9 protein-coding genes are annotated in these 14,512 nt (G+C 71.4%); 6 read left to right on the top strand and 3 right to left on the bottom strand.

The features are described 5' to 3' along the window. Positions 1-3: 3 nt before the first annotated feature. Together Mth01_RS22725 and Mth01_RS22730 are read left to right on the top strand one after the other, a co-directional pair. Positions 4-1,041 (top strand): DNA-3-methyladenine glycosylase family protein, encoded by a 1,038-nt coding sequence (locus tag Mth01_RS22725; protein ID WP_239089918.1) that lies wholly within the window; start codon positions 4-6, stop codon positions 1,039-1,041. A gap of 291 nt (positions 1,042-1,332) precedes the next feature. Further along, positions 1,333-3,951, top strand: a complete 2,619-nt coding sequence (locus tag Mth01_RS22730) for a bifunctional FO biosynthesis protein CofGH (protein WP_275409008.1) — start codon at positions 1,333-1,335, stop codon at positions 3,949-3,951. A 158-nt stretch (positions 3,952-4,109) separates the two neighbouring features. On the opposite strand, the gene Mth01_RS22735 is transcribed toward Mth01_RS22730, so the two are convergent. Both Mth01_RS22735 and cofD read right to left on the bottom strand, forming a co-directional pair. Next, positions 4,110-5,465: a coenzyme F420-0:L-glutamate ligase gene (locus Mth01_RS22735; RefSeq protein ID WP_204017948.1), complete on the bottom strand. Its 1,356-nt coding sequence runs from the start codon at positions 5,463-5,465 to the stop codon at positions 4,110-4,112. A gap of 147 nt (positions 5,466-5,612) precedes the next feature. Beyond that, positions 5,613-6,551: a 2-phospho-L-lactate transferase gene (gene cofD, locus Mth01_RS22740; RefSeq protein ID WP_204017949.1), complete on the bottom strand. Its 939-nt coding sequence runs from the start codon at positions 6,549-6,551 to the stop codon at positions 5,613-5,615. Between the two features lie 159 nt (positions 6,552-6,710). Between cofD and Mth01_RS22745 the strand changes: the two genes are divergently transcribed. The 4 genes from Mth01_RS22745 to Mth01_RS22760 all read left to right on the top strand — a co-directional run bounded on the left by Mth01_RS22745 (position 6,711) and on the right by Mth01_RS22760 (position 14,015). After that, entirely contained in the window at positions 6,711-8,948 is a 2,238-nt protein-coding gene (locus tag Mth01_RS22745; protein WP_204017950.1) for a hypothetical protein, read from the top strand. 206 nt (positions 8,949-9,154) lie between these two features. Continuing rightward, positions 9,155-9,397 carry a WhiB family transcriptional regulator gene (locus Mth01_RS22750; RefSeq protein ID WP_200926223.1) on the top strand — a complete coding sequence of 81 codons (243 nt, stop codon included), beginning with the start codon at positions 9,155-9,157 and terminating at the stop codon, positions 9,395-9,397. Between the two features lie 155 nt (positions 9,398-9,552). After that, positions 9,553-12,504: a glycosyltransferase family 2 protein gene (locus Mth01_RS22755; protein WP_204017951.1), complete on the top strand. Its 2,952-nt coding sequence runs from the start codon at positions 9,553-9,555 to the stop codon at positions 12,502-12,504. Continuing rightward, on the top strand, positions 12,501-14,015 hold the full coding sequence (locus Mth01_RS22760) for a DUF5719 family protein (RefSeq protein WP_204017952.1): 1,515 nt from the start codon (positions 12,501-12,503) through the stop codon (positions 14,013-14,015). Before Mth01_RS22755 ends, Mth01_RS22760 begins: the two co-directional genes overlap by 4 nt. A 16-nt stretch (positions 14,016-14,031) precedes the next feature. On the opposite strand, the gene Mth01_RS22765 is transcribed toward Mth01_RS22760, so the two are convergent. Next, complete coding sequence (locus tag Mth01_RS22765; RefSeq protein ID WP_407695969.1) at positions 14,032-14,505, bottom strand: metallopeptidase family protein; 474 nt, start codon at positions 14,503-14,505, stop codon at positions 14,032-14,034. Positions 14,506-14,512: the final 7 nt, after the last annotated feature.

The following is a 14,512-nucleotide window of genomic DNA, read 5'->3' on the forward strand; positions in this document are numbered from 1 at the left end:
ACGATGTCCGACCTCATGCCCGCGCCGGGGTCCGCGCCGGGGCCGGGGGTGCCGAAACCCGTCGCGCCGCCACGGCCGTCCGAACGCGCATGGCGGCCGGACGTGCCGATCGACGTGGCGCTGACGCTGGCGCCTCACCGGCGCGGAGGCTCCGACCCCGCCTGGCGGCGTACCCCCGACGGGGCCGTCTGGCGCACGGCCCGTACCCCTGACGGGCCCGCCACGCTGCGGATCGTCACGATCGAGCGAGCCGGAGAGGTTCGTGCTCAGGCCTGGGGGCCTGGAGCGGAGTGGTCGCTGGAGAGGCTGCCGGGGCTGCTCGGCGCCGACGACGACGTGGCCGGCTTCGCCGACCTGCTTGCGGCGCTCGCTCGCAGTGCCCGGGCGGGCGAGACCGAGCAGGCTCGGCGGGCGATGTTCGTCGCCCGGCTCGCCGCCCGGCATCCCGGGTTGCGGATCGGGCGATCCTTACGAGTCTTCGAGGCTCTGGTCCCCGCCGTGCTGGAGCAGAAGGTCGTCGGCAGGGAGGCCTGGCGGGCCTGGCGGTGGCTCGTCCGCCGGTACGGCGAGGCCGCGCCGGGCCCGGCACCCGAAGGGATGACGGTGATCCCGCCGCCCGAGGTGTGGCGGCAGATCCCCTCGTGGGACTGGCATCGGGCCGGGGCGGAAGCCGTACGGGCGAGGACCGTCGTCAACGCGGCACGCCACGCCGAGAAGCTGGAAGCAACGTGCGGTGGCGCGGGCTCGGCCGAGGCGGACCGCCTGCTGCGGGCGCTGCCGGGCATCGGGGTGTGGACGTCGGCTGAGGTGCGTCAGCGTGCCCACGGGGATCCCGACGCGCCGAGTGTGGGTGACTACCACTTACCGAGCATCGTCGGCTGGGCGCTGACCGGCCAGAAGACCGATGACGCGGGCATGCTCGCCCTGCTCGAGCCGTTCCGGGGGCATCGTCATCGGGTGATCAAGCTGATCGAGCTCAGCGGCATCCGCCCACCGGCCCGCGGCCCGCGTATGCCCGCCCGGGACTACCGCTCCTTTTAGCCGGGGGCTCTAAGTTTTTGGGGTTTTCCGGCTTCCAGCCTTGGCCGTCGCGGGTGTCCGCACCGAAGAACGGGGCGAGCAGGGCGATGGCGGCGATGAAGACGAGGATGGCCCAGGGCATCGGATCTCCTGTGTGTTGTGTGCGTAGCGTGACATTTCAAGTGTGCTTCGGTACGACTGTTTACGTCCAGCGAAATCTCCTTGGGTGGACTATTAAGAATCGCTGAAGATTGGTGAATCGATCAGACCCCGCCACAGGTGGACGCCCGCCGGTTTCGTACTGTGCATCCTGTGCGTAACGAGGTTGTGATCCCCACGGAGGCAGCGATGCGGCGGGCGCTCGCCCGGGCACGGGACGGCAAGACGCTCGATGCGGCCGAGGCCGCGATCCTGCTACAGGCCCGCGGAGACGATCTGGAGACCCTTCTCGGGCACGCCTCGAGAGTGCGGGACGCGGGGCTCGCCGCCGTCGGACGGCCGGGCGTGATCACCTACAGTCGCAAGGTCTTCATCCCGCTGACCCGTCTGTGCCGTGACCGCTGCGGCTACTGCACATTCGCCACGGCCCCGAACAAACTGCCCGCCGCGTTCCTGTCGCCCGACGAGGTGCTGGAGATCGCCCGCCGGGGAGCGGAGATGGGCTGCAAGGAGGCCCTGTTCACGCTCGGCGACCGGCCCGAGGACCGGTGGCACCAGGCACGTGACTGGCTGGACGCGCACGGCTACGACGACACGCTGTCGTATGTGCGGGCGATGGCGATCCGCGTCCTGGAGGAGACCGGGCTGCTGCCGCATCTCAATCCGGGGGTGCTGACCTGGCGCGACCTGCAGCGGCTCAAGCCGGTCGCGCCGTCGATGGGCATGATGCTGGAGACCACGTCGGAGCGGCTGTTCGCCGAGAAGGGCCAGGCGCACTACGGCTCTCCCGACAAGGACCCGGCCGTACGGCTGCGCGTGCTGGAGGACGCCGGGCGCTCCAGCGTGCCGTTCACGACGGGCATCCTGATCGGCATCGGCGAGACCATCGAGGAGCGGGCCGATTCGATCTTCGCCATCCGGCGGGTGGCCAGGGAGTACGGCGGCATCCAGGAGGTCATCGTCCAGAACTTCCGGGCCAAGCCCGACACCGCGATGCGCGGCATGCCGGACGCCGACCTGCACGAGTTGGCCGCGACGATCGCGGTGACGCGGCTCGTGCTCGGGCCCAGGGCACGGGTCCAGGCACCGCCGAACCTGATCGGCGACGAGTACGCCCTGATGGTCCGCGCGGGCATCGACGACTGGGGCGGCGTCTCCCCGCTCACGCCCGATCACGTCAACCCCGAGCGGCCGTGGCCGCAGATCGACGAGCTCGCGGCCCGTACGGATCGGGCCGGCTTCGAGCTGAAAGAGCGGCTGACGATCTATCCGGAGTACGTGCTGGCCGGGGAGCCCTGGCTCGACCCGCGGCTGCGCGAGCACGTGGCCGCGCTCGCCGACCCGCGGACCGGGCTCGCCCGGGAGGGCGTGGCGCCGACCGGCCGACCGTGGCAGGAGCCGGACGGTGGTTTCGCCGCCGGGCTGCGCACCAGCGGCCGGGCGGACCTGCACGTCGCCATCGACGCCGAAGGACGTACGAGCGACCGCCGGGACGACTTCGACAGCGTGTACGGCGACTGGGCGGCGCTGCGAGACCGTCTGCCGGGCGGCGGCAGCCGTACCGGCGTGGTCGACGGCGTGGTGCGGGAGGCGCTGCGGCGTGCGGAGAGCGACCCGGCCAGGCTGACCGACGAGCAGGCGGTGGCGCTGCTGGGCCTCGCGGGCGACCAGACCGGCGCCGACGCAGACGACGCGGGGCTGGACGAGCTGTGCCGGATCGCCGACGGGCTACGCCGGGACGCGGTGGGCGACGACGTCACCTACATCGTGAACCGGAACATCAACTTCACCAACGTCTGCTACACCGGCTGCCGGTTCTGCGCGTTCGCCCAGCGGCGGACCGACGCCGACGCCTACACGCTGTCGCTGTCGGAGGTGGCCGACCGGGCGCAGGAGGCCTGGGAGGCGGGGGCGACCGAGGTGTGCATGCAGGGCGGCATCCATCCGGATCTGCCGGGGACGGCCTACTTCGACATCGCGCGGGCGGTCAAGGAGCGCTGCCCGGACATGCACGTCCACGCGTTCTCCCCGATGGAGGTCATCAACGGCGCGAGCCGGACGAACCTGTCCATCGAGGACTGGCTGCTCGCGGCCAGGGAGGCCGGGCTCGACTCGCTGCCGGGCACCGCGGCCGAGATCCTCGACGACGACGTCCGCTGGGTGCTCACCAAGGGCAAGCTCCCGGCCGCCGAGTGGATCGAGGTGATCACCACGGCGCACCGGCTGGGCATCCCGACGACCTCGACCATGATGTACGGCCACGTGGACACGCACGAGCACTGGGTACGGCATATCCGGCTTATCGGGACGATCCAGGAGGAGACGGGCGGGTTCAGCGAGTTCGTGCTGCTGCCGTTCGTCCACCACAGCGCGCCCATCTACCTCGCGGGGATCGCCCGGCCAGGGCCGACCGCCCGGGAGAACCGGGCCGTACACGCGCTCGCCCGGATCATGCTGCACGGCGCGATCAAGAACATCCAGTGCTCGTGGGTCAAGCTCGGCGACGAGCTGTGCCGTTCCGTCCTCGCCGGCGGCGTCAACGACCTCGGCGGCACGCTGATGGAGGAGACGATCAGCCGGATGGCCGGATCCGAGAACGGGTCCTACAAGACGATCAGCGACATCGCCGCGATGGTCGCCCCGACCGGACGGCCGCTGCGCCGGCGGACCACGTCGTACGGCACGCCCGATCCCGAGCGCCTCGCCGCGGCCGAGCGCAGCGACGGGGTCTGCCGCAGTGTTCGCACCCCGCTGCGTCTGATCGACAGGTGAGGGTCTGCCTTATCGACCTTGACGTTATTGCTGTGAAAACGGCCTTCGCACAGCACTAACGTCAAGGTCGATTTCGGCGGCCCCGGCTCGCTGGGGGATTTGTCCCAAATTGTCGTGCGGTCCGTTGTCGTGCGGTCCGGCTGGCGCTTGGCCGGCCCCTATCGGCGGGTCACGATGAAGTCGGCGGGGTCGCGGCGCGGGCGGTCCCTTGGCGGAGCGGCGGGGTGGCCGATGGCCACGGCGCCCATCGGATCCCAGGCCCCCGGCAGGTCGAGCACCTTGCGCACCACGTCACGGCAGAACATCGTGGACGACACCCAGGCCGAGCCCAGGCCCTCGACGGCGAGCTGGATGAGGAAGTTCTCCACCCCCGCTCCCGTCGCCACCACGAACATCTCCCGCTCGGCGGCGTTCCTGCGCTCGTCGCGGTAGGTATGCGAGCCGTCCATGACCAGGCAGGGGACCGCCAGGTAGGGGGCGTTCCGCAGCACGTCGCCCCGCCTGATCCGCCGGGCGATCGACTCCTCGGAGAACCCGTCCGCCCGCAGGTCCTCGATCCAGGCGTCCCGCATCGCGTCCAGCAGTGCCGTACGGGCTGACGCGGTCTCCAGGAGGACGAACCGCCACGGTGTGGTGTGGTGCGGAGCCGGGGCGGTGACGGCCGCCGCCACCGCCCGCCGTACGGCCTCCGGATCGACGGCCTCGGCGGTGAACTCGCGGATCGTACGGCGGGCGTGGACCACGTCGGCCGAGCCGTACCGGAACATGTCCGTGTCGGCGGGCCGCACCAGTGCGCGGGCGCCGGGGCCGTCGTCGGCGGTGACCAGGCCGGGCAGGCCGCGCACCACGGCGACCGGGACGCCGTCGAGCTTGCCCTTGACCAGCTCGGCGGCGGCCGCCAGCTCGTCGATGAGCGCGGTGACGGTCGCCGACAGCTCGTTGCCGTACGGATCGAACCTTCCGCGGAAGTCGTCGAGCGGCCGGACGCCCGCCGCGCCGATCGCCACGTCGGTCAGGCCGTGCCGCCACGGCCGGCCGAACGTGTCGGAGACGATCACGCCGACCTGGACCCCCAGGCGCTCGTGCAGCCCCCGGCGGATCCGCCGGGCGGACTCGTCGGGGTCCTCGGGCAGCAGCAGGATCGTGCCGGGGGAGGTGTTGGAGGCGTCGACCCCGGCCGCCGCCATCACGAAGCCGTGCCGGGTCTGCGCGATCACGGTCTCGCCGCGCCGGGCGACCACGCGCGCCGTCTCCTCCTCGATCGCGGCGGTACGGACGTCGCCGTGTGTCGTACCGCTGCCGCTCTGTGCCGTACCGTCATCGCCTTGTGTCGTACGGCTCTGGCGGATCCGACCCTCGGCCTTGCTGATGATTTTGGAGGTTATGACGAGGATGTCGCCGTCGGTCAGGCCGTCGGTCAGGTCGGGTACGGCTCGCGCGACGAGGTCGGCGACGTCGTCGCCGGGCCGTACTTCGGGCAGTCCGGGCACGCCGGTGATGGCGATGTGGGTCACGGGTTCCCTCGGTGCAAGATCATGGACGGTGTTCTACCTGTTCAGAGCGGTCGGCTGCGAGAAACTGCAAGATCACGGTGGTCGAATTCGCTGGTCGGCGGGCATGCCTGCGAGAAACTGCAAGATCACGCGGGGGATGTGTGTGGGTCATGCTTGGAGGGTGGTCGCGAGGGTGAGGGCGGCGGCGGCGATGTCCCTGGTTGCCTCGGGTGAGTCCATGAGCAGCGGGCGGGCCTCGACGGTCACGCCGTCCAGGGAGACGCCCTTGTCCTGCTCGGCCACGAGCCACCCGTCGACCAGGCGCGAGCCGTACAGCTCGAGAACCGCCTGGGCGCTGGTGCTCACGCCTATCGCGGTCAGGCAGGCGTCGGCCATGCCGCGGACCGGCGCCCCGCCGATGATCGGGGAGACGCCGACGACGGTCTTCTCCTCCAGCGCCGTCCGGATGCCGGGGATCTGCAGGATCGTGCCGATGCTGACGACCGGGTTCGAAGGCGGAAGGATCACGAAATCGGCGTCTCGGATGGCCTCCAGGACGCCGGGAGCCGGACGGGCGTCGTCGGCACCCACGAGCACGATCTGCTCGGCCGGTACGGAAGCGCGCAGCCGCACCCACCACTCCTGGAAGTGGATCGCCCGCCTGCCGCCTTCGTCGGAGACGACCACGTGGGTCTCGGTCTGGTCGTCGGACATCGGCAGCAGCCGCACGCCCGGCCGCCACCGCACGCACAGCGCCTCGGTCACCTGCGAGAGCGGATAGCCGGCCGCCAGCATCTGCGAGCGCACGATGTGCGTCGCGAAGTCGCGGTCGCCCAGGCCGAACCACTGTGGCTCCATCTCGTAGGCGGCCAGCTCCTCCTTGACGGTGAAGCTTTCATCGGCGCGTCCCCAGCCCTGCTCCTCGTTGATGCCGCTGCCCAGCGTGTACATGACGGTGTCGAGGTCGGGGCAGACACGCAGGCCGAAGAGTGTGATGTCGTCTCCGGTGTTGCCGATCACGGTGATCTCGGCGTCGGGCGCCGCTGCCTTGAGGCCGCGAAGGAAGCGAGCGCCGCCGATTCCTCCGGCGAGGGACACGATTCGCATGTCTCTCAGTCTTCCATCGAGCCGTCTCCCCGCGTGAGGGGCCACCATGAGATGCAGGGATAAAGGGGATTAGTGGGCTCTCGCGACTTATGAGGTTCTTGCCGCGGCATACACCAATGTCGGCTGTGTGCAAAACTTCCCCGAGCACCGTTTTGACCGTTGGGGGTTGCCATGCTCAAGGCCGACAACGACCGGCTGCGCGAGCCGGCCGCGTTGATCATGCTCGCGGCGCTGGTCACGGGCACCCTCGTCGGCATCGCACAACTGCTGATCGGTGAAAGCCCGATGTCCACCTTCGGTCTCCGGGCGCCCCTCGGTCTGGCGGCCCTTTCTTCCCCGACGTGGACCGCCCTCGCCGCAGGCGCGGTGCTGCTCGTGACCAGGTTCGGCGCGCCGACGCCGCGCGCCCGTCTGGTCGCGCTCGGCTCGGCCGGGACGCTCGGCCTGGGTGTGCTTTTCAGCCTGATCAGTGTGCCGGGCGTGCTGTTCGGTGGTGACTGGACCTTCCGTACCCGGTTCGAGTCCCTACTCACCGGGCTTCCCCAGATCGCCCTGGCCGTCATCGGGATCGTCTTCGCGATCAGGTCCGCCGCCAACCTCCAGACCGGCGGCTCCTCCGCCGTGCCGAAGCAGAGCTTCTATGGGGGATCGCAAAGCGACGCCTACGGTCCGCAGGGGCAGGCGTACGCCCCCGGCCCGCAGCAGGCCGGTCCGCAGCAGGTCGGCCAGCAACCGGTCGGCCAGCAACTGGGAGGGCACCCCGACGGCGCCTACGGGGCGGGTTACGGTCAGGGTCCGGCCCCCCAGTCCCCACAGCCCGTTCAGCCTCCACAGCCCGCCCAGCCTCCACAGCCCGTTCAGTCCCCTCAGCCCGCCCAGCAGGACCACGGCGCACACCCCGGAGCCATGCCGCCCGCGCCCACCGCTCAGGGCCAGTACGGCCCGCCCGGCCCGTACGGCGATCCCCATGGGCTCGGCCGGCCCGGTCCCGGCCCGATCCAGCAGGGCGCGGCTCAGCAGGGTGCAGTTCAGCAGGGTGCAGTTCAGCAGGGTGCAGTTCAGCAGGGTGCAGCTCAACAGGGAACAGTTCAGGAGGGCACTGCCCAGCAGGAGCAGGGATCGGGCCAGGGACAGGCGACGCCCGCCGTCGCTCCCGCTCTCGCCGCCTCCTATCCGCAGCTTCCGGCGCCACCGCCGACGACCGGCGCGACAGAGCAGCAGTACGCCCACGACTCGTACGGAACCGCGTACCCGGCGCAGGACCGTGGTCAAGGGGCCTTCAGCCAGGACCACTCCCAGGATCCCTACGCCGCTCAGGACCCCTACGCCCAGAACACTCCGTACACGCAGAACACTCCGTACGCGCAGAACACCCCGTACGCGCAGAACACCCCGTACACGCAGGACGCCGCGCACACCCAGCATGCCCCGCACACCCAGGAGTCCTCCGGGCAGCCCGCTCAGCAGCAGCCGTGGTCGGCCTTGGCCGAGCACCAGGGGCAGGACCGTCAGCCGTCCCCGCAGGACTTCCAGATGGGGGCGCACTACTCCGAGCAGTTCGGCGCCGCGCTCCCTCCGGCCCCGTCGAACCAGGGTGCGTCCGGTCAGGCTCTGCCGGGTCAGCCCCCGCAGGGCCCGATGTTCGACCAGTACGGCTACGCCGGCCAGCAGCAGCCCGGCGCTGAGGCGGGCTTCGGTCAGGGCGCCTACTCCGAGTCCTCGTACGGATCGCCCGCCGCCTCGCCCGCCTCGCCCTACGAGCAGGGGCCCTACGAGCAGGGGCCCTATGAGCAGGCGCCCTACGAGCAGGGGCATTACGAGCAGGGCCTGCCGTACAGTCAGCAGGGCGGCTCGCCGTTCAGCGGATATTCGGGCCCGCAGTTCGCCAGGCAGGCGGCCGAGCAGGCGCCCGCCGCCCCGGCCTTCGACTCCGGCTACGAGACGACCCACGACGACTCTCCGAGATACGAAGGTGCGGCCGACCCGCGCGAGCAGCAGCTCGCGCAGGCGTACCAGCAGGCGCAGAGCTACCAGCAGCAGGCCAGGCCGAGCGACTACTCCAGCGGCCCGACCGGGCCCTTGGACTCGCCGCAGAGCTACCAGGACTTCTACGACAGCCCGCTCGGTCACCCGCAGACGTCCGACCGTCCGGCCCACCCGGCGTCCGGGGGCGAGGCCGCCGACCAGACCGTGCGCTTCGACCCGGTCGCCTACCAGGGAGATCCGCTGAGCGGCCCCAGCCCGACCGGGGGTCCGGGCCGCCGGGAGGAGCCCATCGACCCGACCGCGATCTACGCCCCCGACCGGTCGCAGGCAAAGTATGAGGAAGGTTCCGGCAGCGATCAGTCAGGCCGCGGAACCGACCCCAACCTCCCTTGGTATGGTTCCGAACGCTGATCAGAGCGAAGAGCAGTACGGACGAACCGGGGCAAGCGTGTCTTTCCCCGGGTATCGTTATGCCGCTTGACGCCACACGCACCACGTGCGTGTAATTACAGACATGTTGTTACGCCTTCCCACGGGTGGGTACAGGGGAGGCGTTTTATGGGGGGCTCCATGTGGGCGGGCGAGCGACAGGGAGGTGTGCATTGACCGATCTGGTCATGGCACAGGCGCTCGATGGCGAAGATCTTGGTTGGCAGGAACGCGCGTTGTGCGCCCAGACCGATCCGGAGGCGTTCTTTCCCGAGAAAGGCGGCAGCACTCGGGAAGCCAAGAAGGTCTGCCGCTCATGTGAGGTGCGGGCCGAGTGCCTGGAGTACGCGCTCGAGCATGACGAGCGGTTCGGGATCTGGGGTGGGCTGTCGGAGCGTGAACGTCGCAGGCTGAAGCGTCAGGCCGGCTGAGCGACCCGCTCGGGCGCGCCCGTCTTTCGGGTTTGGGGCGTTTCCGCTGACCGGACGGTCTGGCTTTCTGCCGGTTTTCTATGCGTGTGATCGGATGAGTCCGCACTTGCCGTATCGTGGTCGGCGCTAGCCGTACGACCCCCCAAGGATTCGACGTGCACTCGGTCACCGCGATCGTCGTCGCCCATGACGGCGCCCGATGGCTCAAGGAGACGCTGGCGGCGGTGCTGCGACAGACCCGGCCGCTTGACCGCGTCGTCGGTGTCGACAACGGCAGCCGCGACGGCAGCGGGCGGATCCTGGTCGAGGTGTTCGGCGCCGGCAGTGTACTGAGCCTTCCGAGGTCGACCGGCTTCGGCGAGGCCGTGCACGAGGTGCTGCGGCGCCTTCCGGCCGCGCCCGCCCAGACGCAGGCGGGTCACCCGCAAGGACAGGTGCGTGAGTGGCTGTGGCTGCTTCACGACGACTGCGCGCCCGACGCGAAAGCTCTCCAGGCGATGCTCGCGGCGGCCGACCAGGATCCGAAGGCGGCCATCCTCGGCCCGAAGCTCCGCGACTGGCTCGACCGGCGGGTGCTGCTGGAGATCGGCGTGACGGTCAGCAGATCGGGTCGGCGCGACACGGGCCTGGAGCCCAGAGAGTACGACCAGGGTCAGCACGACGGCGCACACGGTGTGCGGGACGTGCTGTCGGTCTCCACGGCCGGCATGCTGATCCGCCGCGATGTCTGGGAGGAGCTGTCCGGGCTGGACCCGGAGCTTCCGCTCTTCCGCGACGATCTGGACCTGTGCTGGCGGGCCAGGACGGCCGGCCACCGCGTGCTCAACGTGAGCGGCGCCGTCGCCTGGCACGCTGAGGCCTCCGCCCGGCGGCGCAGGCGCGTCGCGACCAGTGATGAGCACCCGCGCCGGCTCGACCGGCGCAATGCGCTGTTCGTCATCATGGTGAACCTGCCCTTCTGGGCACTGCTGCGATCGATCATGCGCAACGTGTGCGGGTCGCTCGTACGGACGCTGCTGTTCCTGCTGGCCAAACAGCCCGCCAACGCCCTGGACGAGGTGGTCGCGCTCGGTTCGGTCATCCGCCATCCGCTGCGGCTGTACCGGGCGCGTAAAGCACGCAGGAAGGGCAGGAAGCAGGGGTACCCGGCGGTCCGGCGCCTGTTCACCCCGCCGGGCGGGGCCTTCCGGCGGCTCACCGACATGGTGCAGAGCTTCCTGGCGGGCTCGGGGCCCGTCGAGTCCGCGGGTCGCCATCACGCGGGGGCCGCGGGCGGTGAGACGGACCAGGATGACGGGGAGGAACTACTCGCCGACGCGGGCATGCTCCAGCGGGTGTTCGGCAATCCGGGCGTGCTGCTCTGCCTCGTGCTCACCGCCGTCACGCTCGTGGCCGAGCGGTCGCTGCTCGTGGGCGACCTGTCGGCGGGCGACCTGCTGGGGGGCGGCGCGCTGACGCCGGTCGTGGGCGGGGCCGGGGACCTGTGGCGGCTGTACGCCGAGGGGCATCACGCCGCCGGTCTGGGCTCCGACACCTGGGCCCCGCCGTACGTGGCGGTGCTCGCGGCGCTGTCCGCGGTCGCTTTCGGCAAGACCTGGCTCGCGGTCGGCGTGCTGCTGCTGGGCTGTGTGCCACTCGCCGGATTTGCGGCTTATGTCGCGACCAAGAGGATGATTCCGTACAGGCCGGCCCGGGTCTGGCTGGCCGCCACCTACGCGCTGCTGCCGGTCGCGACCGGCGCGATCGCGAGCGGGCGGCTCGGCACGGCGATCGTCTTCGTGCTGCTTCCGGTGTACGCGGCGCTCGGCACCAGGGTGGTCGCCGGTTCCCGCCGCGCGGCCTGGGGGTTCGGCCTGCTGCTCGCCGTCGGGACGGCCTTCGTCCCTCTCGTCTACATCCTGGTGGCGGTGCTGGGCGCGCTCGCCGCGGTGTCCTTCGGCGGCATCCGGCGGGGCACGCGGACCTCGCTGGTGATCGGCCTCGGCACCCCGATCCTCCTGCTGTTCCCCTGGCTTGCCGAGTTGGTGCGGGAGCCGGGCCGCATCCTGCTGGAGGTGGGCCTGCGCGACCCCGCCCTGGCCGACCCCCGCCTGCCTGCCGAGTCCCTGCTCATGCTGAGCCCCGGCGGCCCGGGCGTGCCCCCGTTCTGGGTGACCGCCGGTCTGGTCGCCGTCGCCCTGGCCGCGCTGCTGCTGCGCCGCGACCAGATGGTCGTGGTGATCGGCTGGGGGGTCGTGCTCTTCGGCGTGCTCGTCGCCATCGTCGTCAGCCGCGTCACGGTCGACGGAGTCCCGGTCTGGCCCGGTGCGCCGATGGCACTGGCCGCGACCGGCCTGCTGCTGGCCGCCGCGCACCCGGCCTACCGCATCACGGAGTTCCGCGCGGCGGGCGGGCTGCGCCGCCTGGGCGCGCTGCTCATCGCGGCCGTCGCCTTCGCCACCCCGGTCGCGGCCGCGTCGCTGTGGGTGAAGTCGGGCGCGGGCGGCCCACTGCGGCACGACGTCCCCGACCCGATGCCGGTCCTGGCCGCGGTCGGATCGGCGGACGGGCAGGGCACGCTGCTGCTGCGCCAGCAGGACGGGCGCGTCGCCTACACCGTCCTGCACGGCAGGGCCCCCCTGATCGGCGAGGGCGACCTGGAACCACCCGACGACGATCACCGGCGGTTCACCGACGCCGTGGCCGGGCTCACCTCAGGCCGTGGCGGTGCCGATGTCCAGACGGTCGCGTCCTTCGGGGTTCGGTTCATCACCGTGCCCGCCCCCGTAGACCCGGCCCTGCGGCGAGCGCTGGACTCCGAGCCGGCCCTGGTGCGGATGAGCCTGTCGCAGGCCGGCGGGCTGTGGCGGATGGCCCATCCGGCCGCCCTCCCCACACCGCGGGCCGCCGACGACAGCCGGCATCGGGCCTGGCTGTGGGCTCAGGGAGGCATGCTCGCCCTTGTGCTCATCCTCGCCTCGCCGGGCCGTACCAACCGGGAAGAGGAGTACGGCGGAGCCGACGTGCCGGTGGAGGAGAGCGCGAGGAAAGACAGGGCGAAGAGGAACAGGGCGAAGGCGGACAGGGCGAAGGCGGACAGGGCGAAGGCGGACAGGGTGCGCGCATGAAAGGACTGATCGAGAACCGCTTCGGCCTGCTCGCCCTGGTGCTGGTCGCGCTGGCCGCCCTGTACGGCGCGGCCTACGTCGGCCGGCCCGCCCCGGTGGTGCAGCGGCAGCCCCAGGCGGTGAAGGCTCCGGTGGAGGCCGTGTCCGTGGTGTGCCCGGCCCCGGGCGGCACCAGGATCAGCGTCGTGACTCCGCCCCATTCTGAAGGGCCCGATGCCGAGGGCTCCGATGACAAGGGCCCCGGTGGCAAGGGCACGGGTAGCGCCACGCTCACGCGGGTGCACGCATCGGCCGAGGCCGCGGGCGCCAAGACGGGGAAGGGCGGGGGATCCCCGAAGCCGGAGGCCGTGATCGACAGGCCGGGCGTGCTGTGGCAGCGGGAGATGCCCGCCGGCGGTGGGCCGATCACGGTAGCGGCGTCCGGCTCCATGGCCCCCGGACTGGAGAGCGCGCAGACCGCCCGTGATACCTCCGGGACCCAGCGCGGGCTGGCGGGCGTCCGCTGCGTCGAACCCGGCGCCGACGCCTGGTTCGTCGGCCCGGGACCGGCCGGGGCGGATGTGCGGCTCTATCTCGCCAACGCCGACGCCGCGCCCGCCGACGTGTCGGTCATGATCTATTCGGGTGAGGGCCCGGTGCTCAGCGACCGGGGGAACGGGGTGATCCTCCAGCCGGGTGAGCACAAGGCGATCGAACTGCGCGATCTCGCACCATCGCCCCTGGTCATGGCGCTGCGGGTGAGCACGGGCAACGGGCGGGTGGCCGCCGCGGTCAAGGTCGTCCTCAGGAAGGGCGTCGACTGGCTGCCGGTGGCCGCTGCGCCGTCCACCACGGTGGTGGTCCCCGGCATTCCCGGCATCGCCGGCCGCCGCGAACTGTACGTCACGGCACCCGGTGAGGAGGACACCGTCGTCCAGGTGAAGGCCGTGCTCAAGGACGGCTTCTACGCCCTCAAGAACAAGGAGGACGTGGACGTGCCCGCGGGCTCCACCGCGACGATGGACCTGACGACCGGCATCGGCGGACAGCCGGCGGCGCTGGTGCTGACCTCGGATGTGCCGATCGTCGCCGGCATGGTGATCACCGGGACCGGCGCCGTTCAGGACGTCGCGTTCACCGCGGGAGCGCAGCCGATCGACCTCGGCAGCGTGGTGGCCGACGGTCGGTCCTCCCGGAAGCAGACCTCGCGTCTCGTGCTGTCGGCCCCGTTCGCGGCGGGCGCCGTACAGATCCGGATCCTGCCTCAGAAGGGGACCGTGCCGAAGCCGATGGAGGTGACCGTGCCGGCCGGCCGGACCAGGGAGGTCAAGCTCAAGCCGCCCGCGGGGTCCGGGTCCGCCTTCGCCGTCGTCGTACAGCCGCAGCCCGGTTCCGGTCCCGTGTACGGCGGACGCGTGCTCGACGAGTCGACCCGAGACGGCCTGCTGATCACCGCACAGCCACTCGCCCTCGCCCGGATCTGGACGCTCGTCCCGCCCACCACCGACTCCCCGGCCGCCGTTCTCCCCTGAAATCCCGCGCGGAAGGTCAGTGGCGGTCGTCGTATCCGGGGTCGATGGTCTCCGGGGCGAGCCCGAGGAGACTGGCCACCTGCTCGACGACGACGTCGAGCACGAGCGTGCCGAGCTGGTCGCGGTCACGGGCCCTGGCCTCGAGCGGGCGACGGTAGACGATCACCGCGGCCGGGTCCTTCCCTGCCGCGGACTCCGCCCGCCCGAGCGGGATGGGATCCGACGAGAGCCTGGTCGGCCCGTCGATCAACTCGTGCGGCGGAGGGACCTCCTCCACGGCGAACTCCACCGATGCCAGCTGCGCGCCCCACCGGGGCTTGAGCCGGTCCACCGCGTCGAGCACCAGGTCGTCGAAGCGCTCACCACGCGACTTGGCGATCGGCACATGCGACGGTGCGATCGGTCCGCGCATGCCGCGGCCGTGCCGGTCGCGTCGCCGGACCCGCCGCTGGGGATCCGGCCGGCCGCCGCGCTCGCTCCGCTCGCTCACGCAGCCA

This window comes from Sphaerimonospora thailandensis (genome assembly GCF_016863115.1).
GTDB classification, from domain to species: domain Bacteria; phylum Actinomycetota; class Actinomycetes; order Streptosporangiales; family Streptosporangiaceae; genus Sphaerimonospora; species Sphaerimonospora cavernae.

Bases quoted from the DNA above. Each gene is read 5' to 3' on its own strand.
- Mth01_RS22725 (WP_239089918.1), top strand. From the start codon at position 4: ATGTCCGACCTCATGCCCGCGCCGGGGTCCGCGCCGGGGCCGGGGGTG.
- cofD (WP_204017949.1), bottom strand. From the start codon at position 6,551: ATGCGAATCGTGTCCCTCGCCGGAGGAATCGGCGGCGCTCGCTTCCTT.
- Mth01_RS22750 (WP_200926223.1), top strand. From the start codon at position 9,155: ATGGCACAGGCGCTCGATGGCGAAGATCTTGGTTGGCAGGAACGCGCG.
- Mth01_RS22760 (WP_204017952.1), top strand. From the start codon at position 12,501: ATGAAAGGACTGATCGAGAACCGCTTCGGCCTGCTCGCCCTGGTGCTG.